Source organism: Frigoribacterium sp. NBH87 (genome assembly GCF_014217665.1).
Classification (GTDB): Bacteria; Actinomycetota; Actinomycetes; order Actinomycetales; family Microbacteriaceae; genus Frigoribacterium; species Frigoribacterium endophyticum.
The window spans coordinates 1,705,561-1,729,274 of sequence record NZ_CP043650.1; the positions used below are offsets into that span (position 1 = coordinate 1,705,561).

Annotated in this window: 18 protein-coding genes; 7 read left to right on the plus strand and 11 right to left on the minus strand. The window is 74.7% G+C overall.

The genetic code is table 11. From position 1 onward, the window contains the following. Window positions 1-5: 5 nt before the first annotated feature. Both F1C15_RS07890 and F1C15_RS07895 read right to left on the minus strand, forming a co-directional pair. Entirely contained in the window at window positions 6-776 is a 771-nt protein-coding gene (locus F1C15_RS07890; protein ID WP_255465070.1) for an SDR family oxidoreductase, read from the minus strand. Window positions 777-1,024: 248 nt separating this feature from the next. Then, the gene (locus tag F1C15_RS07895; protein WP_185230455.1) at window positions 1,025-2,239 is read right to left on the minus strand and encodes a GNAT family N-acetyltransferase; all 1,215 of its coding nucleotides are present in this window, start codon (window positions 2,237-2,239) and stop codon (window positions 1,025-1,027) included. Window positions 2,240-2,476: 237 nt separating this feature from the next. Between F1C15_RS07895 and F1C15_RS07900 the strand changes: the two genes are divergently transcribed. Continuing rightward, window positions 2,477-2,920 carry a DUF1810 domain-containing protein gene (locus F1C15_RS07900; RefSeq protein ID WP_056057591.1) on the plus strand — a complete coding sequence of 148 codons (444 nt, stop codon included), beginning with the start codon at window positions 2,477-2,479 and terminating at the stop codon, window positions 2,918-2,920. A 74-nt stretch (window positions 2,921-2,994) separates the two neighbouring features. Beyond that, window positions 2,995-3,846 carry an NAD-dependent epimerase/dehydratase family protein gene (locus tag F1C15_RS07905; protein WP_185230457.1) on the plus strand — a complete coding sequence of 284 codons (852 nt, stop codon included), beginning with the start codon at window positions 2,995-2,997 and terminating at the stop codon, window positions 3,844-3,846. A 78-nt stretch (window positions 3,847-3,924) separates the two neighbouring features. Here the strand turns inward: F1C15_RS07905 and F1C15_RS07910 are convergent, their stop codons facing one another. From F1C15_RS07910 to F1C15_RS07920, 3 genes are all read right to left on the minus strand, one after another. After that, window positions 3,925-4,905 (minus strand): aldo/keto reductase, encoded by a 981-nt coding sequence (locus F1C15_RS07910; RefSeq protein WP_185230459.1) that lies wholly within the window; start codon window positions 4,903-4,905, stop codon window positions 3,925-3,927. 83 nt (window positions 4,906-4,988) lie between these two features. After that, on the minus strand, window positions 4,989-5,225 hold the full coding sequence (locus F1C15_RS07915) for a hypothetical protein (protein WP_056057598.1): 237 nt from the start codon (window positions 5,223-5,225) through the stop codon (window positions 4,989-4,991). A 1-nt stretch (window position 5,226) separates the two neighbouring features. Further along, window positions 5,227-5,871, minus strand: coding sequence for an FMN-dependent NADH-azoreductase (locus F1C15_RS07920; RefSeq protein WP_185230461.1), 645 nt, complete (start codon window positions 5,869-5,871; stop codon window positions 5,227-5,229). Window positions 5,872-5,935: 64 nt separating this feature from the next. On the opposite strand from F1C15_RS07920, the gene F1C15_RS07925 reads away from it, so the two are divergent. From F1C15_RS07925 to F1C15_RS07935, 3 genes are all read left to right on the plus strand, one after another. Then, on the plus strand, window positions 5,936-10,873 hold the full coding sequence (locus F1C15_RS07925) for a DEAD/DEAH box helicase (RefSeq protein ID WP_185230463.1): 4,938 nt from the start codon (window positions 5,936-5,938) through the stop codon (window positions 10,871-10,873). Between the two features lie 9 nt (window positions 10,874-10,882). After that, on the plus strand, window positions 10,883-11,659 hold the full coding sequence (locus F1C15_RS07930) for an Fpg/Nei family DNA glycosylase (RefSeq protein WP_185230465.1): 777 nt from the start codon (window positions 10,883-10,885) through the stop codon (window positions 11,657-11,659). Window positions 11,660-11,838: 179 nt separating this feature from the next. After that, complete coding sequence (locus tag F1C15_RS07935) at window positions 11,839-12,498, plus strand: peroxiredoxin-like family protein (protein ID WP_185230467.1); 660 nt, start codon at window positions 11,839-11,841, stop codon at window positions 12,496-12,498. 91 nt (window positions 12,499-12,589) lie between these two features. Here the strand turns inward: F1C15_RS07935 and F1C15_RS07940 are convergent, their stop codons facing one another. Both F1C15_RS07940 and F1C15_RS07945 read right to left on the minus strand, forming a co-directional pair. Then, window positions 12,590-13,129 (minus strand): GNAT family N-acetyltransferase, encoded by a 540-nt coding sequence (locus F1C15_RS07940; protein WP_185230469.1) that lies wholly within the window; start codon window positions 13,127-13,129, stop codon window positions 12,590-12,592. A gap of 23 nt (window positions 13,130-13,152) precedes the next feature. Continuing rightward, a complete protein-coding gene (locus F1C15_RS07945) occupies window positions 13,153-14,658 on the minus strand; it encodes an APC family permease (RefSeq protein WP_056057609.1) in 1,506 nt (501 codons plus the stop codon). A gap of 140 nt (window positions 14,659-14,798) precedes the next feature. On the opposite strand from F1C15_RS07945, the gene F1C15_RS07950 reads away from it, so the two are divergent. Then, window positions 14,799-16,610, plus strand: a complete 1,812-nt coding sequence (locus tag F1C15_RS07950; protein ID WP_185230471.1) for a PQQ-binding-like beta-propeller repeat protein — start codon at window positions 14,799-14,801, stop codon at window positions 16,608-16,610. Between the two features lie 18 nt (window positions 16,611-16,628). On the opposite strand, the gene F1C15_RS07955 is transcribed toward F1C15_RS07950, so the two are convergent. Further along, window positions 16,629-16,778, minus strand: coding sequence for a hypothetical protein (locus F1C15_RS07955; RefSeq protein WP_185230473.1), 150 nt, complete (start codon window positions 16,776-16,778; stop codon window positions 16,629-16,631). A 175-nt stretch (window positions 16,779-16,953) separates the two neighbouring features. Between F1C15_RS07955 and F1C15_RS07960 the strand changes: the two genes are divergently transcribed. Next, entirely contained in the window at window positions 16,954-18,657 is a 1,704-nt protein-coding gene (locus F1C15_RS07960) for a PQQ-binding-like beta-propeller repeat protein (RefSeq protein ID WP_185230475.1), read from the plus strand. 25 nt (window positions 18,658-18,682) lie between these two features. Here F1C15_RS07960 and F1C15_RS07965 read toward each other — a convergent pair whose 3' ends face one another. The 3 genes from F1C15_RS07965 to F1C15_RS07975 form a co-directional block, all read right to left on the minus strand. Continuing rightward, window positions 18,683-20,728 carry a glycosyl hydrolase gene (locus F1C15_RS07965; RefSeq protein ID WP_185230477.1) on the minus strand — a complete coding sequence of 682 codons (2,046 nt, stop codon included), beginning with the start codon at window positions 20,726-20,728 and terminating at the stop codon, window positions 18,683-18,685. Window positions 20,729-20,805: 77 nt separating this feature from the next. Next, on the minus strand, window positions 20,806-21,537 hold the full coding sequence (locus F1C15_RS07970; RefSeq protein ID WP_185230479.1) for an HlyD family secretion protein: 732 nt from the start codon (window positions 21,535-21,537) through the stop codon (window positions 20,806-20,808). Further along, window positions 21,534-23,609 (minus strand): glycosyltransferase family 2 protein, encoded by a 2,076-nt coding sequence (locus F1C15_RS07975; protein WP_255465080.1) that lies wholly within the window; start codon window positions 23,607-23,609, stop codon window positions 21,534-21,536. Before F1C15_RS07975 ends, F1C15_RS07970 begins: the two co-directional genes overlap by 4 nt. Window positions 23,610-23,714 lie beyond the last annotated feature (105 nt).

Sequence of the window (23,714 nt, forward strand, 5' to 3'; positions counted from 1 at the left end):
GCCCGCTACACGCTCCGCCAGCTGTCGTCCTGCAGGTGCGACCCCGCCTGCGGGCCCATCTGCAGCATGCCGCCGTCGACGGCCCAGGAGGCGCCCGTCACGTACCCGGCGGCGGGCGACGCCAGGAAGGTGATCACCGACGCGATCTCCCACGCGTCGCCGGGGCGCCCGAGCGGGATGCCCGGCCGGTCGACCCCCGTCGGGTCGACGTCGGTCTGGCCGGTCATCGGCGTCGCGATCTCGCCCGGGGCGACGGCGTTGACCGTGATCCCGTCCCGACCGAGCTCGAGGGCCATCGTCTCGAGCAGCCCGCCGAGGCCGTGCTCGGCGGCGTCGTAGGCCGCCGACCCGACCCGCGGCTGGTGCTCGTGCACGCTCGTCACGCCGATCAGGCGGCCGCCCCGGCCTGCGGCGACCATGCGGCGCGCGGCCCGCTGCAGGCAGACGAAGGCGCCGTCGAGGTCGGCGGAGACGACCCGTCGCCACTCGGCCAGGGACATGTCGACGACGAGCTCGGAGGCGCCGGTGCCGGCGTTGGACACGAAGACGTCGAGGCCGCCGAGCCGGTCGGCCAGCTCGTCGACCACGTCGCCGCAGCGCTCGAGGTCGGTCGTGTCGAGCTGCGCGACATGGGCGGTGCGCCCGTGCGAGCGGACCTCCTCGGCCGTGGCCTCGGCGCCGGCCTCGTCGTCGAGCCAGGTGACGCCGACGTCGAGCCCGGCGACGGCGAGGGCGACGGCGGTCGCCCGGCCGATGCCCGAGTCGGATCCGGTCACGATGGCGTGCTGAGGGGCGAAGGGGGGCACGGGGGTCCTCTCGACGTCGGTGGCGGTGAGGTGCCGGCGGGAGGCTGCCCCTCCCGCCGGCTCCTCACGACGCTAGGCCGGAGTCGCGGGTCGGGTCGGGCCTTGACAGCCGCCTCCCCGAGGTGGCAGCGCGGGCACCGAGCGGCTGGCGTGGCCCCGGGGCCCCCACCGCGCCTCCCCGGGGCCCGCGGCGGTGCGCGCCGCCCGCGCTGCGCCTCCTACCGGGCCGGCAGCTGCTTGCTCCAGACTCCCTCGTGCTCGAGCGGGACGAAGCCGACGGCCTCGTTCACGTCGAGCATCGGGCGGTTCTCCTCCGCGTTGAAGGTGATGACGGCGGGGTGCCCCGGGCGCTCGGCGGTGAGCAGGTCGGTGGTCGCGACCTTCAGCAGCCAGCCGAGCCGGTGCCCACGGTGCTCGCGCAGCACCAGGGTGTCCTGCTGGAAGGCGGGCGACGCGAGGTCGGCCGGGGCCGCCAGCTGGCTGAAGCCGACCAGGTGCCCCGACGGCACGTGCTCGACGACGGCCGTGAAGCGGGTGCGGGGGCCGGCGAGCGCGAGCTCCTCCTCGTCGCGGAAGCGCTCGGCCGTCCAGACGTCCTCGGGCTCGGGCACGCCGCCCGCGGGGGCGTCGGTGCTCATGCGCGTCTCGAGCAGGGCCAGGTCGACGAGCCAGCGCTCGGGCGAGCGCCCGACCCACGAGTGCAGCCGGTAGTCGTCACCGGCGGAGGCGCGGGCCCGGTCGCGGATCTCGCCCAGCGCCTCCTCGTCCGGCGGCAGCGCGAGGCGGCTGCAGCGCATCACCTGGCCGAGCTGCCACCCGCGGCCGCGCAGGAACCGCACCTCGACGTTCGTCGCGGGCACCGAGCCGGCGCCGGTCGGCGGGGTCAGCCGGGGCTCGCCGTCGCCCCGCGACCGCACGTAGGCGATCAGCTGGGTGCGCCCCTCGGCGGCGGCGAGCGCCTCGAGGTGGTCGGCGAGCACGGTGCCGAAGCCGCGACGGCCGACCTCGGGCAGCACGCAGACGTCGAGCCACGCGGTGCCGGCGGCGTCGCCGGAGCGCCGCGTCTCGTAGTCGCCGACCGCGACGACGACGCCGTTCTCGCGGAGGACGAACCGGCGGCGGTCGGACCACGTCGTGTCGAGGTAGCCGGTGAGCAGCTCGGCGGGGCTCCACGAGAGCTCGTCGCTGCCGACGGCGGCGCGCCGGACGGCGTTCTCGACCTCGACCGACTCGACGAAGTCGGCGGCGTCGGGCGCGTCGATGCTCGCCGGGACGACGACCTGCTCGACGACGGCGCCGGTGTGGGGGTGCGTGGTGCGGACGGGCGTCGCGGCGGTGCCGGCGGGGGTGTCGACGGGGATGCCTGCGGGGGTGCCGTCGGTGCCGCCGGGGCGGGGCCCGGTCGGCTCGGGGGTGCTGGTGCTGGGGGTCATGTCGGCCCTCGGCCGCAGGGGCGTGCGGCGGTGCGCGCCGCCCGGTGGGTAGCCGACCAGACTAACGCGTCCGGTGCGCGGAGTCGAGGGCGTGGTCGTGGCCGTGGCCGTGGCCGGCGGGTCCGCGTCCTCCTGGGCCACCGCCTCGCCGGATGCGGCGGGTCTGCGTCCTCCTGGGCGGGCCCGCGCCCACCCGCCCGGGAGGACAGCGACCCGCCGCAGGGGTAGACCGGAGCGATGACCGACCACTCCGAGCTCCTCGCCCGCCACGACCTCGAGCGCTTCGTCGACGCCCAGGAGGCGGACGGCACCTTCGACCGCGCCCTCCGCGAGCTGCGGAACGGGAACAAGCGCACCCACTGGATGTGGTTCGTCTTCCCGCAGGCGGCCGGCCTGGGCACGAGCGAGACGTCGCGCCGCTACGCGATCGGCTCGATCGGGGAGGCCCGTGCCTACCTGGCGCACCCGCTGCTCGGCCCGCGCCTGCTCGACAGCGTCGACGCCCTGCTCGACCTGCCCGGCGACGACGCCGTCGCGGTGCTCGGCGACGTCGACGCGACGAAGCTCCGCTCGTCGCTCACCCTCTTCGCCCAGGCGGACCCGTCCGAGCGACGCTTCTCCGACGCGCTCGCGAAGTTCTTCGACGGGCAGCTCGACCCGGCCACGCTCGAGCACCTCTGAGCGCGGGCTCTCCGCCCGCCGCTGCCGCACGCGCGGCACGCGGCACGCCCAGCCGGCGCCGCTAGCCTCGCAGCATGAGCGTCTACATCGCCGGCTGCGGAGACCTGGGCACCGAGGCAGGGCTGCGGTTCGCCGCCGCCGGGCACCGGGTGGTGGGCCTGCGGCGCCGCGCCGAGCTCGTGCCCGCGCCCCTCGAGGGCCGTGCCGTCGACCTCCGCACGGAGACCCCCGTCATCGACGACGACGCCACGGTGGTCGTCGTCGCCCTGGCCGCGGGCAGCCGCGACCCGGACGAGTACCGGGCGACCTACGTCGACGGGCTGCGCCGGGTGCTCGACGCGATCGAGGCCTCGGCGGCCGACCCGCGACTCCTCGTGGTGTCGTCGACCGCCGTCTACGACGTCGACGACGGCAGCGTCGTGACCGAGGAGACCCCCGCGACGGGCGCGAGCCCGACGGCGGCGGTGCTGGTGGAGGCGGAGGCGCTGCTCCGGGAGCGCGCACCGCACGCGACCCTGCTGCGGCTCTCGGGCATCTACGGCCCCGGCCGGGAGCGCCTGATCGAGCAGGTGCGCGGGGGCGAGGCGACCCTCGCCGAGCAGCCGGGAACGTCGCCGCACACGAACCGCGTGCACCGTGACGACGCCGCGGCCGCCATCGTCCACCTGGCCGGGCTCGCCATGATCGGGCCGGTCTACCTCGTCACCGACGACGAGCCGGTGCGGCTCGACGACGTGCTGACCTTCCTCGCCGCGGAGCTGGCCGTCGAGGCCCCCGCACCCGCGCCTCCCCGGGGTCGTCAGGCCGGCGGCGACAAGCGCCTGTCGAACGCGCTGCTGCGCGCGACCGGGTTCTCGTTCACCTACCCGACCTACCGCGACGGCTACCGCGCTGTGCTGGCGGGCGCGGGCACCCGGCACGACTGACGGGCGGGCCGCCGGGCGGTCACGAGACGCGGCCGGCGGACCCGCCGACGAGGGCGCGGTGACCGCTCGGCAGCGCGGTCACCAGCGGGGGTGCACCTGATCGCGGAAGTACTGGTCGTAGATGCGGACGACCTCGGAGTCGAGGCCCTCCTCCAGCTCGACGTCGCCGGCGGCCGCGTTGGCCCGGGCCTGCTCGACGTTGCGGGCGCCGGGGATGACCGTGCTGACGCCGGGCTGGTCGACGATCCAGGCGAGGGCCGCCTGCGGCACCGTGACGCCCTCGGGCACCGACTCGGCGAACTCGCGCGCCGCGGCGACGCCCTGTTCGAAGTCGACGCCGCTGAAGGTCTCGCCCTGGTCGAAGGCCTCGCCGTGGCGGTTGAAGCTGCGGTGGTCGTTCGCGGCGAAGGTCGTCTCGGTCGTGTACTTGCCCGAGAGCAGGCCGCTGGCCAGGGGCACGCGGGCGATGATGCCGACCCCGGCGCGCTGGGCGGCGGGCAGCACCTCGTCGAGGGGCTTGAGCCGGAAGGCGTTGAGGATGATCTGGACGGTCGAGACTCCGGGGCGGGCGGTGGCGGTCAGGGCCTGCGCGGTCTCTTCGACGCTGACGCCGTAGGCCGCGATCGCGCCGTTCGCCACGAGCTCGTCGAGGGCGTCGTAGACGGCGTCGTCGGAGTAGACGGCCGTCGGCGGGCAGTGCAGCTGGACCAGGTCGAGCGTGTCGACGCCGAGGTTGCGCCGCGAGCGGTCCGTCCACGCGATGAAGTTCTCGCGCACGTAGTTCGAGGGCACCTGGTCGGCGCGGCGGCCCATCTTCGTGGCCACGGTCAGCGGCACGTCGGGGTTCGCGGCGCGGAACGTGCCGATGATCTGCTCGCTGCGGCCGTCGCCGTAGACGTCGGCGGTGTCGAAGAAGGTGACGCCGGACTCGACGGAGGCGTCGAGCACCTCGAGAGCGTCGCTCTCGGAGACGTCGCCCCAGTCGGCGCCGAGCTGCCAGGTGCCGAGGCCGATGACGGAGACTTCGCGGCCGGTGCGGCCCAGGGTGCGACTGTGCATGGGGACGAGCGTAGGCGTCGCCGCCGACATCGGTCCGCCCGGCCGGTCGGGAGGGGCCGCCGAGGCCCTCCGGCCGGCCGTGCTCAGCGCCTCGTCGTCGCGCGCCCGTCCGCCGCCCGCCGCACGGCCGCCCGCACGATCGCCCAGGCGACGGCGACCAGCACGAAGGCGGCGAAGAGCAGCACGACCCCCACGCCGACGCTGCCCTTGGCGAGCGAGACCAGGCCGACCACCGCGGCGATCGCCGACAGGAAACCGAGCACCCGGGCCGTCGCCGCCTGGGCGCGACGCGCGAGGCGCGACCGCGTGGGGCCCGCCACCTCAGCCGAGACGACGCGCGGCGTCGCCCGCGGCCGTGAGGGCGGAGGCGAGCTCCCGCTCCGACCTCTCGCGCGCCTCCGCCGGCATCGCGAGCAGCTCGCTGAGCGTGAGGTCGGTCGTGATGACCTCGACCGCCATGCCGAGCGCCCCGCCGAGCACCTGCTGCAGCACGGGCACGGCGTGGTCCCAGCCGGCGGTCGGCGTGCCCGCGTCGTAGGCGCCGCCGCGGCTCGTGACGACGACGGCCGGGCGGCCCGCCATCGGCTGCTGGTCGTCGCCGTCGAGCGGCGCCGTGACCGAGGGCAGGTGGACGTTGTCGATCCAGGCCTTGAGCGTCGACGGCACCGTGTAGTTGTAGAGGGGAGCGCCGACGAGCACCACGTCGCTGGCCACCAGCTCGGCGATGAGCTCATGCTGCAGGGCCTCCGCGGCCGGGTCGGGCGACGCGCCCGCCGGGCGCAGGCGCGGCGGCCAGTGCAGCGCGGCGTCGGCGAGGTGCGGCAGCGGGTCGGCGTGCAGGTCGCGGCGGGTGACGGTGTGGTCGTCGCCGAGCGACCGCCACGCGGCGGCGAACGCCGCCGTGATCGCCCGCGAGCGCGAGGCCCCCAGGTCGGCGGACGAGTCGAGGTGCAGCAGGTTCGGCATGCGACCACCGTAGCCGCGGCCGCCCGGCCGGTTGTCGGGGGTGCAGGGCAGGATGGCCTGCACGATGACCGACGTGCTCGAGAAGTTCTCCCCCGCGACCCGCGAGTGGTTCCGCGGCGCCTTCCCGGCGCCCACGCTCGCCCAGGTCGGGGCCTGGGAGGCCATCAGCGCCGGCGACGACGCCCTCGTGATCGCGCCGACCGGGTCGGGCAAGACCCTCGCGTCGTTCCTCTGGTCGATCGACACGCTCGCCAGCGGGCCCGCCCCCGAGGCGCGCGAGCACCGCACGCGGGTGCTCTACATCTCGCCCCTCAAGGCCCTCGGCGTCGACGTCGAGCGAAACCTCCGCTCGCCCCTCGTCGGCATCACCCAGACCGCGCGACGCCTCGGCATCGAGGCACCCGAGCTGACCGTGGGCGTGCGGTCGGGCGACACCTCGTCGGGCGACCGCCGCCTCCTGCTGCGCACCCCGCCCGACATCCTCATCACGACCCCCGAGTCGCTGTACCTGATGCTCACCTCCGCGGCCCGCGAGAACCTCAAGGGCGTGCACACCGTCATCGTCGACGAGGTGCACGCGGTCGCCGCCACCAAGCGCGGCGCCCACCTCGCGCTCTCGCTCGAGCGCCTCGACGGCCTGCTCGAGAAGCCCGCCCAGCGCATCGGGCTCTCCGCGACGGTCCGCCCGCCGGAGGAGGTGGCGCGCTTCCTCTCCGGCCGCAAGCCCGTGACGATCGTGAACCCCCGGTCGGAGAAGACCTTCGACCTCAAGGTGGTCGTGCCGGTCGACGACATGACCGAGCTCGGCACGGCCGCGCCGCTGGAGGGCTCCGCCGCCGGGTCGGCCCCGCAGGGCTCGATCTGGCCGCACGTCGAGGAGGGCATCGTCGACCTGATCCTCGACCACCGGTCGACGATCGTCTTCTCGAACTCCCGCCGGTTGGCCGAGCGCCTCACGGCCCGCCTCAACGACATCTACCTCGAACGTACGGGCGGTGACGAGGCCGTCGCCGAGTCGAGGTCGACCACGGTCGGTCGCGAGCTGGTCGCCGTGGGCGCGGTCGCCGGGGCGGTCGGCGACGAGGCCGACGTGGCCGTCGACCCCTTCGCGCCGGCCGCACCGGCTGCCCCGACGCGGAACCCCGCGGTCGGAGGCGGCGCTCCCGCCCAGCTGATCGGCGGCAGCGGGCAGACCCAGGGCTCCGAGCCGCTGCTCGCCCGCGCGCACCACGGCAGCGTGTCGAAAGACCAGCGCGCCATCATCGAGGACGACCTGAAGAGCGGGCGCCTGCGCTGCGTCGTCGCCACCAGCTCGCTCGAGCTCGGCATCGACATGGGCGCCGTCGACCTCGTCATCCAGGTCGAGTCGCCGCCGTCGGTCGCCAGCGGCCTGCAGCGCATCGGCCGGGCCGGGCACCAGGTCGGCGAGACCTCGCGGGGCGTGATGTTCCCGAAGCACCGCGCCGACCTCATCCACTCCGCGGTCGCGGCCGAGCGCATGGTCGCCGGCCTGATCGAGGAGCTCCGGGTGCCGACGAACCCGCTCGACGTGCTCGCCCAGCAGACCGTCGCCGCGGTCGCGCTCGACGAGATCGACGCCGACGAGTGGTTCGACACGGTGCGCCGCAGCGCCCCCTTCGCGACCCTGCCCCGGTCGGCCTACGACGCGACCCTCGACCTGCTCAGCGGCAAGTACCCCTCCGACGAGTTCGCCGAGCTGCGGCCCCGCATCGTCTGGGACCGCGTGCACGGCACGCTGACCGGCCGACCCGGTGCTCAGCGGCTCGCCGTGACGAGCGGCGGCACCATCCCCGACCGCGGCCTCTTCGGGGTCTTCATGGTGGGCGAGAAGGCCGCCCGCGTCGGCGAGCTCGACGAGGAGATGGTCTACGAGTCGCGCGTCGGCGACGTCTTCGCGCTCGGCGCGACGAGCTGGCGCATCGAGGACATCACGCACGACCGCGTGCTCGTCTCCCCCGCCTACGGCCAGCCCGGCCGCGTCCCGTTCTGGAAGGGCGACGGCATCGGCCGCCCCGCCGAGCTCGGCCGCGCGATCGGCGGGTACCTCCGCGAGCTCGCGGGCTCGTCGGCCGACGACGCCGCGGCGCGGGTCGCGGCCGGCGGCCTCGACGGGCGGGCCGCCAAGAACCTCATCGCCTTCATCGCCGAGCAGCGCGAGGTCGCGGGCCACGTGCCCACCGACACGACCCTCGTCGTCGAGCGCTTCCGCGACGAGCTCGGCGACTGGCGCCTCATCCTCCACTCCCCCTACGGCATGCAGGTCCACGCGCCCTGGGCCCTCGCGGTGTCGGCCCGCATCCGCGACCAGCTCGGCGTCGACGGCGGTGCGATGGCGGCCGACGACGGGATCGTCGTGCGCATCCCCGACACCGACGCCGAGCCTCCCGGGGCCGAGCTCTTCCGCTTCGAGCCCGACGAGCTCGACGACATCGTCACCGAGGAGGTCGGCGGCTCGGCGCTCTTCTCCTCGCGCTTCCGCGAGTGCGCGGCCCGTGCCCTGCTCCTGCCCCGGTACAACCCCGGCCGTCGGTCGCCCCTCTGGCAGCAGCGCCAGCGGGCCTCGCAGCTGCTCGACGTCGCGCGCAAGTACCCGCAGTTCCCGATCGTGCTGGAGGCGGTGCGCGAGGTCCTGCAAGACGTCTACGACCTGCCCGCCCTGATGAGCCTCACCCGCGAGCTCGAGACCCGCGCCGTGCGCGTCGTCGAGACCGAGACCGAGGTGCCGTCGCCCTTCGCGCGCTCGCTCCTCTTCGGCTACGTCGCGGCGTTCATGTACGAGGGCGACTCGCCCCTCGCCGAGCGCCGGGCGGCCGCGCTCTCGCTCGACTCCACCCTCCTGCAGGAGCTCCTCGGCCGCGCCGAGCTCCGCGAGCTGCTCGACGCCGACGTCATCGACCAGCACGAGCTCGAGCTGCAGCGGCTCGCGCCCGACCGTCGCGCCCGCGACGTCGAGGGCGTCGTCGACCTGCTCCGCCTGCTCGGGCCCCTCACCACCGACGAGATCGTCGAGCGCAGCTGGCTGGCCGAGACCGCGGGGTCGGCGGCGGCGGAGCCCGACGACGAGGCTCGCGGCAAGCTCGAGGCCGCGCTGACCGACCTCGCGCGGTCGAACCGCGTGCTGCGGTTCACGCACGCCGGCGTCGAGCGCTGGGCCGGCATCGAGGACGCCTCGCGCCTCCGCGACGCCCTGGGGGTGGCCCTGCCCATCGGCGTGCCGACCGCGTTCGTCGAGCCCGTCGACGACCCGCTCGGCGACCTCGTCGGCCGGTTCGCCCGCACCCACGCTCCGTTCACGCCGCTCGCCGTCGCCGAGCGGCTCGGCCTCGGCACCGCCGTCGTGCTCGAGACCCTGCGCCGGCTCGGCGTGCAGCGACGCGTCGTCGAGGGCGAGTTCCGGCCGAAGCACCAGGGCAGCGAGTGGTGCGACGCCGAGGTGCTGCGCCGCCTGCGCAGCCGCTCGCTCGCGGCGCTCCGCCACGAGGTCGAGCCCGTCGCTCCCGACACGCTCGGGCGCTTCCTGCCCGCCTGGCAGCACGTCGCCACGGGCACCAAGGGCAGCGGCCTGCGGGGGCTCGACGGCGTCGTCCAGGTCATCGACCAGCTCAGCGGGGTGGCGTTGCCGGCCTCCGCGTGGGAGTCGCTCATCCTGCCCGCCCGCGTCACGGACTACTCCAGCGGCATGCTCGACGAGCTGACCGCGACGGGCGAGGTCATCTGGTCGGGCTCCGGCAGCCTGGCCGGCAACGACGGCTGGGTCAGCCTGCACCTCGCCGACGGCGCCCAGGTCACCCTGCCCGAGCCGCTCGGTACCGACACCGACGAGCTGCAGCGCGAGGTGCTCGCCGCGCTGGCCGGCGGCGGTGCCTACTTCTTCCGCCAGCTCTCCGACGCGGTGGGCAGCACCGACGACGACGCCCTGGTCACCGCCATCTGGGATCTCGTCTGGGCCGGGCAGATCACGAACGACACCTTCGCCCCGCTCCGCACCCAGGTCGGCGGCAAGGCGCCCCGGCCGCGCACGCCGACCCGCTCGCGCTCGTCGTACCGGAGCCGCGGGCGCGTCACGATGCCCCGGCAGGCGGGGCCGCCGACGGTCGGCGGGCGCTGGTCGCTGCTGCCGCTCGCCGAGCCCGACGCGACGGTGCGCGCCGCCGCGATGGCCGAGATCCTGCTCGAGCGGCACGGCGTCGTCACGCGCGGCGCGGTCGCCAACGAGGGCGTGCGCGGCGGGTTCTCGACGGTCTACAAGGTGCTGAGCGGCTTCGAGGAGTCAGGCCGGGCACGGCGCGGCTACTTCGTCGAGGGGCTCGGCGCGGCGCAGTTCGCCACCGGCCCGACCGTCGACCGGCTGCGCTCGTTCGTGCGCGACGAGACCGACCGCCGCGACGACGACGCCCTCGCCGCCGCGGGGCGCGGGCGCGAGATCCCCGTCGTCACGCTCGCGGCGACCGACCCCGCGAACCCGTACGGCGCCGCGCTGCCCTGGCCGGGGCAGGCGCCCGAGGGCGTGCTCGACCCGACCCCCGGCGGCCGGGCGGGGTCGTCCGGCGGTGCGGCCACGGCCGGTGGCGGCACGGCCGACGCCACGGCGAGCGCGGCGACCATGACGAGCTCGGCGACCGCGACGGGCGGTGCCGGTGCCGGCGGCGCGACCACCGCCTCCGCAGCGTCGGCCCCCGCCGGCAAGAAGAAGGCCGGCCACCGGCCCGGGCGCAAGGCCGGGTCGCTGGTCGTGCTGGTCGACGGCCGTCTCACGATCTACGTCGAGCGCGGGGGCAAGACGATCCTCACCTTCGGCGAGCCCGACGACCGAGAGCTGGCCCTCGCGGCGGGCTCGCTCGCCTCGGTCGTGCGGTCACGGCTCGGCAAGCTCGCGGTCGAGCGCGTCGACGGCGAGTTCGTGCTCGGCACCCCGTTCGGCGACGCCCTGCGCGACGCGGGGTTCGCCCCGACGCCCAGCGGCGTCCGGCTCAGGTCGTAGAGGGCACCGATGCCCGAGGGAGACACCGTCTACCGCGCCGCGAAGAACCTCGACGCGGTGCTGCACGGCCAGACGCTCACGGCGAGCGACTTCCGGGTGCCCGCGTTCGCCACGGTCGACCTCAGCGGCGAGGTCGTCGACGACGTGATCAGCCGCGGCAAGCACCTGCTGCACCACATCGGCGGCCTGACCCTGCACACGCACCTCAAGATGGAGGGCTCCTGGCACATCTACCGCCGGGGCACCCGCTGGCGTCGCCCCGCGCACCAGGCGCGCGTCGTGCTCGAGACCGAGGAGTGGGTGACCGTCGGGTTCGACCTCGGCGTCGTCGAGCTCGTCGAGCGCGACCCGGAGGACAGCGTCACGGCGTACCTCGGCCCCGACCTGCTCGGCCCCGACTGGGACGCCGGGCGGGCCCTGGCGAACCTCGAGGCCGACCCGGCCCGCGAGGTGGGCCTCGCGCTGCTCGACCAGCGGGTGCTCGCCGGCGTCGGCAACGTGTACCGGGCCGAGATCTGCTTCCTCCGCGGGGTGCTGCCCACCCGGCCCGTGGGCGAGGTGGCGAACCGCGCGAAGATGATCGACCTGGCCCACCGCCTCATCGTCGCCAACAAGGACAGGGTCGAGCGCACCACGACCGGGACGCTCCGCGGCACGACCGACTGGGTCTATGGCCGGGCCGGGAAGCCCTGCCTCCGCTGCGGCACGAAGATCCTCCGCGGCGAGCTCGGCGAGTCCGAGCTCGAGCTGCGCGACACCTACTGGTGCCCGCGCTGCCAGACCTGAGCTGACGCCGTCGTGGCGCGCGCGCGGGCCTGCCGACCTGCGACTCCTCGGCACCGCCGACCCGCGACTCCCCCGCCTTCGTGACGAACCGTGACGCTCACGCGGGTCACGCCGAGGAGGCGACCGTACAGTCGGCAGCACCCGGTCCGCACCCGACGCGGACCCGCCAGGAGGTCGTCATGACGTCATCGTCCATCGCCGAGCAGGTCAGCACCTTCAACGAGGGCTTCACCGCGCAGATCGGCCCCGAGCTCTCGGCCGTCTTCGACGCCGAGCAGCAGGCCCTCACCGCCGCCGGCCGCCCGGACGACGCCGTCGGCGTCGGCGACCAGCTGGTCGACGCGACGCTGCTCACGCCCGAGGGCGCCGAGGTGTCGCTCGCGACCGTCGTCGGCGAGGGCCCCGCGGTGCTCGTCTTCTACCGCGGTGCCTGGTGCCCGTACTGCAACCTCACGCTCAAGACCTACCAGGAGCAGCTGCTGCCGACCCTCCGTGACCGCGGCGTCGGCCTCGTCGCGATCAGCCCGCAGACGCCCGAGGGCTCCGAGCTCGCGACGAGCAACGGCAGCCTCGACTTCCCCGTGCTCTCCGACCCGGGCAACGTGCTCAGCCGCGCCCTGGGCATCGTCACCGAGCCGACCGCCGAGGCCCGTGCCGCCCACACGCAGCTGGGCTTCGACGTCGCCGACAGCAACGCCGACTCGACGGGCGACATCCCCTTCCCCACGGTGCTCGTGGTCGACGGCGACGGCCGCGTCGTGTTCGCCGACGTGCACGTCGACTACACGACCCGCACCGAGGTCGACGAGGTCGTCGCCGCGCTCGACCTGCTGCCGTAGCGCGGGGGCGCCCCCGTCATCGCGGTGCCCCGTCCTGGGTCCTGCCTCCGCTCGGGGGCCCGGGACGGGGCACCTCCATGCCGGGTGGAGTTCAGGAGGCGCGCAGCGGCTCCCGGCGGAGCACCAGCTCCAGCCCGTCCACCTCGTCGACCTGCTCGCCCACCAGCACGAAGCCGTGCGACCGCGCCAGGGCCAGCGAGGGCGCGTTGTCGGGGCTGACGCTCGCGCGCACCGACCGCACGGCGGGAGCGGCGTCGCAGAACGCGAGCACCGCCTCCAGCACCTGTGCCCCGACGCCCCGGCCGCGCAGCTCGGGCAGCACCGTGTACGACACCTCGACCTCCCCGTCGGCGTCGGGTCGGCCGTGGAAGCCGGTGTGGCCCACGACCTGCCCGTCACGGGTGGCGACCCAGGCGACCCAGGGCTCGTCGCGCTCGTCGGCGAGGATCTGCTCGAGGCGGATCGCCCAGAGCCACCCGTCGTCGAGGAAGGCCGCCGGCAGGTCGACGCCGATCGCCACCGACGCGAGGGCCAGGTCGCCCGCGACGAGCGCGTCGACCGCACGCAGGCCGAGGGGCCCCACGGCGACGGCGTGCTGCCGTGCTGCCGGGGGCCCCTCGGGTGTCGTCATGCGGTCAGCCTAGGGCGGGCCCGCTACTGCTCTCCGCGCCCCACGCGCGAGTGGCGACGGCCGTAGGCGAAGTACACGACGACGCCGATCACGAGCCAGACCGCGAAGCGCGCCCAGGTGAGCGTCGTGAGGTTGAGCATGAGCCACACGCAGAGCGCGGCCGAGAGGATCGGCAGCACCGGCGACCACGGCACGCGGAAGGCGCGCGGCAGGTCGGGGCGCTGGCGGCGCAGCACGATCACGCCGATGCTCACCAGCACGAACGCCGAGAGGGTGCCGATGTTGATCATCTCCTCGAGCACGCCGACGTCGGTGAGACCGGCGATCAGCGCGACGACGACGCCGGCCAGCACCTGCACGCGCACGGGCGTGCCGCGCTTGGCCGAGGTCTTGGCGAGGCCGCGGGGCAGCAGGCCGTCGCGGCTCATCGAGAAGACGATCCGGGCGAGGCCGAGCAGCAGCACCATGATGACCGTGGTCAGGCCGATCAGGGCGCCGACCGCGATGACCTTGGCGGCCCAGTCGACGCCGACCAGCTCGAACGCCGTCGCGAGGTTCGGGGTCTCGCTGGCGGCGAGGTCGCGGTACGACACCATGCCGGTCAGCACGATCGCGACGAGGACGTAGAGCAGCGTCACGATGCCGAGGCCGAGGAAGATGCCGCGGGGCAGGGTCTTCTGCGGGTCCTTGACCTCCTCGGCGCTCGTCGCGACGATGTCGAACCCGATGAAGGCGAAGAAGACGAGCGAGGCGCCGGCCAGCAGGCCGAAGACGCCGTACTGCGCGGGGGCCGCGCCGCTGAGGAAGGAGAACAGCGACTGCGTCCACGCGTCGGTGCTGCCCTCACCCGTGCGGGGCTGCGAGGCCGGCACGAACGGCGTGTAGTTCGAGGCCTTGACGAAGAAGAACCCGACGACGATCACGAACAGCACGATGCCGACCTTGATCACCGTGAAGACGCCGCCGACGCGCGAGCTGAGCTGCGTGCCGAGCACGAGCAGCACCGTGAAGACGGCGACGATGAGGAAGGGGCCCCAGCTGAGGTCGACCGGCCCGAGGGCGATCGTGTCGGGCAGCGGCACGCCGAACTGCTCGAACACCGTGCTGAGGTAGATGCCCCAGTACTTGGCGAGCACGGCGGCGCCGGTGAGCGTCTCGAGGATGAGGTCCCACCCGATGATCCAGGCGAGGAACTCGCCCATGGTCGCGTAGGTGAAGGTGTACGCGCTGCCCGCGACGGGGATGGTGGAGGCGAACTCGGCGTAGCACATGATCGCCAGGCCGCAGGTGACGGCGGCGAGGATGAACGAGATGATGACGCCCGGCCCGGCGAAGTTCGCGGCGGCGTTCGCGCCGACCGAGAAGATGCCGGCACCGACGGCGACCGCGATGCCCATCAGGGTCAGGTCGGTGACGCCGAGCGAGCGCTTGAGCTTGCTCTCGCCCTCGAGCGAGTCCTGGATCGAGGCCTCGACCGACTTCGTGCGCCAGAGGCTGCGCGACCCGGGGCCGTGGGTGGGTGCGGTCATGTCGTCTCCTCGCTCGACCTGCGCCGCCCCGGCCGGAGCGACCCGCCATGCTACCCAGCAGACGGGCCCCGTGACGACGGGGCGGCCGGGCTGGGTCGGCGCCGTGGTGCGGGCTGCACCGCGACTCCTACGATGGCCGGGTGGACGACGACGAACGCGGGGCCTGGCAGCCGACCCCGCCGCCGCGCCCCGACGTCGCGTGGGAGTCGCGGGTCGGCCAGGGCGGCGGGCCCGCCCCCGCAGACGCCCGCGCCCGCACCGTCGGCCCCGAGCCGCACGCCGACGCCGACGCCGATGCGGCCGCCGCCCCCGCCGCCGGCACGTCGCCTCCCCCGCCCCCGTCCCGCCTCGCCACCTCCGCGGCGTCCGTCGCCGACGCCGCCCGCGCCGGCTGGGCCCGCCAGGGACGCGGCCGCCGCCTCGCCCTGGCCGGCGTCGCCCTCGTCGCCGCGACCGTGCTCGTGACGACGGGCGGCGTGCTCGCCCGCCCGAGCTGGGCGCCCCTCGCCGCTCCCGGGGCCGCCGTCGACGAGCTGCGCGGCCCGCCCACCGACGGCCTCTGGCGCACCGACCTCGGCGCCGCCTTCGACCTCGACCTCTCCGACCAGTGCACCTCGCTCGAGGTGGTCGCCGACGTTGGCACCGACGACGTCGTGGTCGGCACGCGCTCCCAGGGCTACGGCGACGGCTCGCCCTGCGGCGGCACCGGCGGCCGCCTGGTGCGGCTCGACACCCGCACCGGCGAGCTGCGCTGGGGGCTCGACCTCGGCGCCGAGCTCGGGCTGGCCGTCACGGGCGCCCGCGTCGCGGCCGCCGCCGACGGCGAGACGGCCCTCGTCTCGGCCGACGGCGTCTGGGGGCGCACCTCCGGCACGGTCGCCCGCGTCGACACGACCGACGGCCACGTCGTCGAGCGGCTCGACGACGCCGCCGCCGGGCTCGCCCCCGGCACCCTGCTCGAGGCGCTCCAGGTCGAGGGCGACGCCGTGCTCACGTCGGCCACCGACCTCGACCGCTACGACCCGGGCGGGGGCCTCGAGCTCGGCCCGGGCGACGCCGACCGGCTCACGCTCTTCGCCGCCGACGACTTGACGCGCCCGGTCTGGACGGGGCTCGGCGTGAGCGCCACGCAGGCCTGGCTGCTCGGCGGCACGCTCGTGGCGCAGCTCGTCGACCCCGCCGCCTACGCCGTCGACGCGGAGGAGGCGGTCGCCGACGCCGTCTGGTCGACCGTCGACGTGGGCACGGGCCAGGTGCAGCCGCTGCCCGGCGAGGCCCGCGACCTCGGCAGCGTCGAGGCCTGGGGCGACCGGCTGGTGCTCGGGCGGCAGGTCTCGTCGGCGGGCGACTCGGTCGTCTCGCTGGTCGACCCCGTCGAGGGCCCGGTCTGGTCGCGCGACCTGCCGCCCGGCACCTGGACCCGGCTCAGCGCCGGCTGCCTCGTCGTCTCGGACGACTCGGGCACCGTGACCTGCGTCGACCCCGACACCGGCCGCGCGCGGTGGAGCCGCGAGCTCGGGACGGACGACGCGGGCTCGCCCGGCAGCTCCGGCCTGACGGTGAACGGCTGGGTGCTGCCCGGGTCGGGCACGCCCGAGGAGTCGGTGGTCGTCTCGACGGCACCCGGCCAGATCGAGGAGTCGTCGGAGGGCGAGACCGACCCCGTGTGGATCGTCGACCCGGCCACGGGCGAGACCCGCCTCGACCTGACGCTGCCCTCGGCGTCGGTGGTGGTCGCGGCCTCGCGGACGACCGGCTACGCCCTGCGCAGCTGGTGGAGCTCCGACTCCCCGCCCGCGGTCACGGCCTTCGACCTCGCCGACGGCCGGACCCTCTGGACGCACGAGATCGGCACGACCGGCTCGCTGTCGCCGTTCTGGCGCCGCACCCTCGTGACCGTCGACGACGGCGTCGCCCGGGGCCTGGCCGACGACGTGCGCCTGCCCGACTGACCCCGCCGGCGCGAGCGCTCAGCGCACCAGCATCGGGAAGACGAACACCGCGAACAGGAAGAACGCGGCCATCACCGCGAAGAGCACATACGTGCCGCGGCCCACGGCGGCCTGCCCCTGGGCCTCGCGGCGGCGCATCACGCGGCGGCGGTAGACGACCTGGAGCACGATCAGGACGACCGCGGCGACGGCCAGGATCGTGACGACGAGGGCTTCGATGGGACTGCTCCGTTCGGGGGCGGCGGGCTGCCAGCCTACCGGCCGCGGCCCGGGCGACCGGTGGGCTCGTACGATGGCGCTGCACGAGGAGGCGCGGTGCGCGACCCCGAGGACGGAGGGCCAGGTGACCGAGGCTCCGTGGCGCCCGCCCCGCCCGTCCCGCGGCGACGACCCCTGGTCGGCCGGCGCCGACGACGCCCGCCGTGCCGAGCCGCTCGCCTCCGCCGACCCGGCCCCCGACGACGCCCGCCCGACCGGCGCCGCCCGCCCCGCCGACCGTGACGCGACCGGGCGGCGGTGGCCGCGCCTCCTGCGGGGCCCGCACCGCGCCTCCCGGGGCCGTCGCCTGCTGCTCGCGGCCGGCGCGACCCTCCTCGCGACGACGCTCGTCGTCACGGCCGGGGTCGTCACGCAGCCGCGCTACCCCGTCGGGCGGCCGCTCGGCGGCGTCGTCGTCGACGAGCTGCGCCGGCTGCCGTCGCCCGAGGGCTGGGTGCTGACGCCCGACCGGCTGGGCGTCGAGGGGGTCGACACGGCCTGCCTCGACTACACCGTCATCGGCCGGGTCGGCGGCGGGTCGCCCGACCTGCTCGTCGCCACGAGCACGCAGCTGACCACCGTGCTCGGCGTCTGCGACGACCGCGACGGCCTCGGGGAGCGCGTCGCACGGCTCGACCCCGGCACGGGCACCGTGCGCTGGTCGCTCGACTCGGACGCGGTGGGAGGCGGCGGCGGGGCCCTGCAGGTCTGGCCCAGCACCCGGCGCGGCGACCTGCTGCTCAGCACCGGCGCGTTCGGGGGCTTCGGCGTCTCGGAGTCCGGCTTCGCCCGCGTCGACCTCGGCACCGGGGAGCTGCTCGAGGTGCAGGCGACCGACGCCGGGCTGCGCCGCGTCGTCGACGCGAACGACGACTGGGTGCTCGTCCGCACCGACCCCGACCGGAGGGGCGACCGGGGCACGTCGTTCGTCGACGGCGACTCGCGCAGCCGGCTCGAGCTCTTCGCGCGCGACGACCTCGACGCGCCGACCTGGTCGGGGTCGACCTCCGACCAGGAGGACGTCGTGCTGCTCGACGACGCCGTGCTCGTCTTCGCCCGCGGAGCGGCCGTGCGGGTCGACGCCGCGAGCGGCGAGACGAGCGCGTGGGGCGACCGCTGGCGCACCCCCGTGACGCCCGTGCGGCGGGGCGAGCTGCTCGCCGTCGACTCCCCCGGCTCGGACGGGCGCGTCGACACGGCCGAGCTCGTGGTCTACGACCTCGACGGCACCGAGCTCTGGCGCCGCCGGCACGACGCCGACCGCACGCCCGTGCTCTCGGGCGGGTGCGTCGTCTTCTCGGGGCGGGACGCGCTGTCGTGCGTCGACCGCCTGACCGGCGACGAGCGCTGGAGCGTGCCGCGCGACGACGACGACCGGGGCGTGCCGATCGTGCTCGAGCCGCCGGTCGGCCAGAGCGGGCGCGACGCCTTCGTGCGGACGTTCGTCCGGGCGCCGTCCGGCGACGACGACGGAGACCGGGTCGTGGCGATGATCGACGACGCCACGGGCGAGCAGCTGCTCGAGGCGGCCGTGCCGAACGAGTCGACCATGGAGCGCGCGTCGGAGTCGGTCGGCTACGCCTTCTCGCTGCTGCGCTACGCGAACACCGGCGACCTCGTGGGCCGCTCGGTGACCGCGTTCGACCTCAGCGACGGCCGGCGGCTCTGGCGCGCGGAGCCCGACGAGCTCGGCGTCGACGACCTGCAGTTCTGGGGCGGGGTGCTGGTGGGCATCGGCCGCGACGGCACCGTCCGCCGCTTCGGCGACCCCGTCCGCCTGGTCGGCTGACCGGGCGGACGGGGGGAGGCGCGGGTCAGCCCGCCGAGGCCGCCCCGGCAGCCAGGATGTACGCCATGGCGTACGACCGCGAGTTGCCGTTGTCGATCGCCGTGTCGGGCAGGGCCTCGAGCGTGGTCAGCGCCGAGGCGGCCGCGTCGGGCCCGGCCAGCGCCGAGTACATCAGGACGTAGTCGCCGAGGGCGCCGGCGAAGCCGTCGGGGGCCGCCTCCGCGACCAGCGCGTCGACCTTCTCCGCGCCTCCCGCGGGCTCCGACCCCAGGTAGCCGATCGAGGTCGGCGACAGGGGGATCAGCTGGATGCCGGCGATGGCCGAGGGCTCGGCCGAGAACCAGGTGGCGTAGTCGCGCTTGCCGCCCCAGTTGAGCGAGACGACCTCGTGGTCGAAGCCCTCGAAGACCGGGTCGGAGAGGTCGGGCGCGACGTAGTAGGCCAGGGCCGACTGCGTCTCGGCGCTGAGCATCCACGACGCCTCGTCGCCCAGGGCGGCGTCGCCGCTCGCGGCGGCCCAGAGGGCGAGGCCCGAGTAGGCCGTGACGGCCTCGGACGACGACTCCTGGTTGTTGCCGTCGGCGAAGGGCGAGTAGCCGCTCGCCCAGCTGTGCGACCAGTAGGGGTCGAACGCGCGGCGGTCGGGGAACGAGCCGTTCTGCGCGCCGGAGGCGATGTCGGCGGCGAGCAGGTCCATCACGGGCTGCCAGCGCTCGGCGAGCTCGGGGTCGTCGGCGGCCATGACGCCGGCCGCGTAGAGGAAGTAGCCGTAGTGGAAGTAGTGGTCGTTGAACTCCTCGGAGCCGAACGACACGGCCTTGCCGACGACGCCCTTCACCGCGGGGTCGTAGACGAAGCACTCCTGGTCGCGGGTCTCGCAGCCGGCCGGGTCCGTCCACAGGTCGAGCTCGTCGACGATGGTCTCCTTGAGCGTGGCCGCCGACTCGTCGTCGCCGAGCTGCACGGCGAGCTGCCAGAGCATCGAGGCCCGGTAGAGCGACTTGCCGCCGAAGTAGGTGTCGGCCGCGAAGGTGGGCAGGGCCGCGACGTCCTTCGTCAGCTGCTCGCCGACGGCGGTCTTCTGCTCGTCGGTCAGGCTGCCGAGGTCGAGGCTCGCGGCGGGCGCCGTGGTCGGCGCGTCGAAGGTCAGCGAGCTGCCGACCGCCAGGGGCACGGTGCCGTAGACGGTCTCGTAGCGGAGGCCGGTGTCGGTGCAGCCGGAGACCTTCGCGGTCTGCCCCTGGTGGGGCGCCGCGACGACGAGCGTGTCGCCGCCCGCGGCCGTGGCGTAGGCGAGCTCGGTGGTCGTGACCGCGTCGTCGCCCTCGCCGGAGGACGACCACGACGTCGCGACGCCGGCCAGCGGCGAGGCGGCCGCGTCGAGCACGGTCGAGACCTGCTCCGACGACGCGCCGGCGGGGATCGCGACGAGCACGACGCTGCCGCCCTCGTCGAGATCGACGCTGGTGCCGTCGAGCGTGCCGCCGTCGACGACGACGCCCCAGGTGGAGTCGCCGACCTCGATCGTGCCGCGGCCGTCGCCGGCGGCCGTCACGGCCGCGCCGAGGGTGTCGGTCTGGGCCGAGGCCGCCGTGTACGACACGGTCGGCGAGCCCTGCGCGACCACGGTGTGGCCGAGCACGGCGTCGCCGTCGCGGTGCTCGACCGTGACGGAGACCTCGTCGTACGCGCTGACGACGGACTCGGTCGCGCCGAGGTCGAGCGTCACGTCCGGCAGGGCCGGCCCGACGATCGCCGTGGGCGAGGTGACCGGCTGCGGCATGCCGGCGGCGACGCCGTCGTCGGTCAGCTGGAACGAGATCGGGTACGGGAAGACCGGCATGGGGGCGTCGCCGAAGACGAGGCCGGAGAACCACTTGTTCGTCGGGGGCACGAGGCCGTCGGCGAGGCGCATCGTGGGCACGTCGCCGACCGACTCCTGCGGCAGGGCCTCGACCAGCGGGTCGACCTGCGACGCGGGGAACACGCCGCCCGTCGGGGGCGTGGAGTCGTCGGGCGTGGCCGTGCCGCCGTCGGGCGACGCGCTGCCGCTGGTGCAGCCGGCGAGCACGAGGGCTCCGGCGGCGGCGAGGGCGACGCCCGAGAGGAGGCGGGAGGCGGCGGGGCGGGGAGTGCGTGCGCTGATGGTCAGATGCCGATCTGTCGGAGGAAGCCCTGCACGGCGTCGGTCGGGCCCGCGAGGACGCCGTCGTCGCGGAGGTGGAGCTTGGCGGTGACGGGCGTGCCGGGGCTGACGAGCCCGCCGAAGGAGCCCTGGACGAGCTCGTCGCTGGCGACCTGGAGGGTCGTCTCGGCGCTGCCGTCCTGGGTCTCGACGGTCACCTCGGAGACGGTGCCGACGACCGAGGTCTGGTTCGGCAGCTGGAGGTCGACGACGGCGCCGGGCACGATGCGCTCGTAGTCACGGGGCGTCAGCACGAAGTCGGCGCGGACGAACAGGGTGTCGGACTTGTCGATGGTGGCGAGCGAGGCGCCGGCCTGCACGAAGCTGCCCTCCTTGAGGGTGACGTCGGCGACCGTGCCGTCGACGGCGGCCTTGAGGGTGAGCAGGCCGTCGGCCGCGACCGAATAGGTGGCCGTGTCGTAGGTGACGAGGCCCTTGTCGATGTCCTGCAGCAGCGAGAGGCTCTGCACCTCGAAGAGGGTGTCGCCCTCCTTCACGGTGTCGCCGTTCTCGACGAACGACTGCGTGATGGTGCCGCTGTAGTCGGAGCCCACGGAGTACTCCTGGGCCGCGATCTCGGCGCTGGTGCTGATGGCCTGCTGCTGGCGCTGCGTGAAGATCATCGTCGAGCCGGCGACGAGCACCAGCACGACCAGGATCCCGGCGGTGAGCTTGAGTCGGTTCATCCAGGTCATGAGGTGACCTCCTGCTTCTGCTTCTCGGCGGTCGAGCCGTCGGTGTCGTCGGTGCGGCGGGCGGCCTCGCGGCGGCCGCGTCGGGTGGCGAGCGCCTGGGCGCCGACGAGCATCGCGTGGCGCTCGTCGTCGCGGGCGGCCTGCTCGGGGTCGTCACTGGGGGTCATGTCGGCGAGGTGGCGCAGCTCGCGCAGCTCCTGCAGCTCCTCCGCCGAGCGGGGGGCGGGCCGCGACACCTGGGTGCGGGTCGGGGCGGCGGAGGGCGTCTCGTCGTGGAGCACGAGGGCCTCGGGCTCGGGCAGCTCGCCGCGCTTCGCCGCACGGGCGTAGCGCTTGATGGCCCGGGCCTCGCGGCTGGCGGCCACCATGAAGGCGGTGAGGATGCCGGTGTTGAGGAGGTTCCACACCGTGGCCAGGGTCAGCACGCCGTTGTCGACGTCGCGCACGATGGCGACGAGGCTCGTCAGCGACAGGAAGACCCAGAACAGCACCTGCGGGATGATGAAGTTGAAGGGCGACGAGACCTTGCCGGCCCGCCCCGTGACGCTCCACGCCTCGTCCTTGCCGCTCAGCACGTTCCAGAGGGCCTTGACGTAGATCGGGAACGACACCGACGCGAGCATCAGCACCTCCCAGCGGAACGACCCGAGCGTGTAGAACGCGAGCACGATCTGCATGAGGTAGAAGCCGGCGTAGAAGAGGAACCACTGCAGCACCGAGATGTGCAGGTTCATCGGGCGGAGGTCGAAGAAGATCTCCATCGGCGGCACGAGCAGCAGCAGCAGGGGCGCGATGCCGGTGAGGTAGTTCGTCGCGGTGACGAAGTACTGGAGGCGCTGGTCCATCGTGAGGCGGCGGCGCGGGCTGAGCGGGAAGTGGCGGAAGAGGATCTCGAAGCCGCCGGTCGCCCAGCGGAGCTGCTGCTTGCTGTAGGCCTCGATGGTCTCGGGGGCGTCGCCCACGGCGAGGGTCAGCGGGATGTAGATCGAGCGCCAGCCGGCCTCGTGCAGGTGCAGGCTCGTCCAGACGTCCTCCGACTTGGAGTCGGTGTCGATGCCGCCGACCTCGTCGATGGCCTCGCGGCGGAAGATGACGTTGGTGCCGACGCAGAACGCGGCGTTGAAGCGGTTGCGGCCCGGCTGGATGAACTTGTAGAAGACCGTCTGCATGTAGCCCGCGCCGCGGCTGACGAGGCTCGTCAGGTTGCCGTAGGTCTGCGGGGTCTGGACGAAGGCGACCTTCTCGTCGACGAAGAACGGCACCGTCTCGAGCAGGAACCCCTCCTTCGGCACGAAGTCGGCGTCGAAGATGGCGAAGTAGTCGCCCTTGGCGATGGCCAGCGCGTGGTTGACGTTGCCGGCCTTGGCGCCGTTGCTGCTCAGGCGGCGGATGTAGCGGGCGCCGAGGGCGGCGGCGAGGTCGCGGACCTCGTCGCTCCGGCCGTCGTCGAGGACCCACGTGCGGTGGGCGCCCCGGAGCGCCAGCGCGGCCTTGACCGTCGTCGCGATCTTGGAGAGCTCCTCGCCGTAGACGGTGATGAAGACGTCGACCGTGACCTCGCGGCCGTCGACGACCATCGGCCAGAGGTGCGGGGTGCCCTCGAGGCCGCGTCGCTCGATCTCGGCCTCGTCGAAGAGCGTGTCCTGCGTGGCGTGGAAGTCGAAGTCGCGGGGGTCCTGACCGCCCGAGAGGATCGTCCACATGGCCAGCAGCGCCTGCACGACGAGGATCGCCTCTGCGACGATGATCATCGAGTAGGGCAGCAGGTCGCCGCGGTTGCTGGGGTTCAGCAGGAACTGCGCGTAGAGCAGGATGCCCAGGGTCGCGACCAGGACCAGCAGCACCATGACGGGGCTGTGGCTGCGCGTGCCCTCCGCCCGGGAGCGGACGGCCTCACGCTGCGCCGACACGGGTCGGCGGGTGCGGGCGGCGGGCTCGACGACGTCGGGTGTCAGGTGCCGCACGACGGCTCGGGAGGCTGTGTCGTGCGTGTCGTCGGGCCCGCCGCCGTGGCGGGGGCTCTCGTCGGTCGTGCCGGGGGTGCGCGGGACGTCGCGCATGGTTCGGGACATGCGTGTGCTTCTCCAGGTTCGGGCTGGGGAGACCGGGCGACTGGAGCGGGGTGAGCGCGCCGGACGTCCGGTGAAGTGCGTCGGCGACTCCGGCGACGAGGGGCG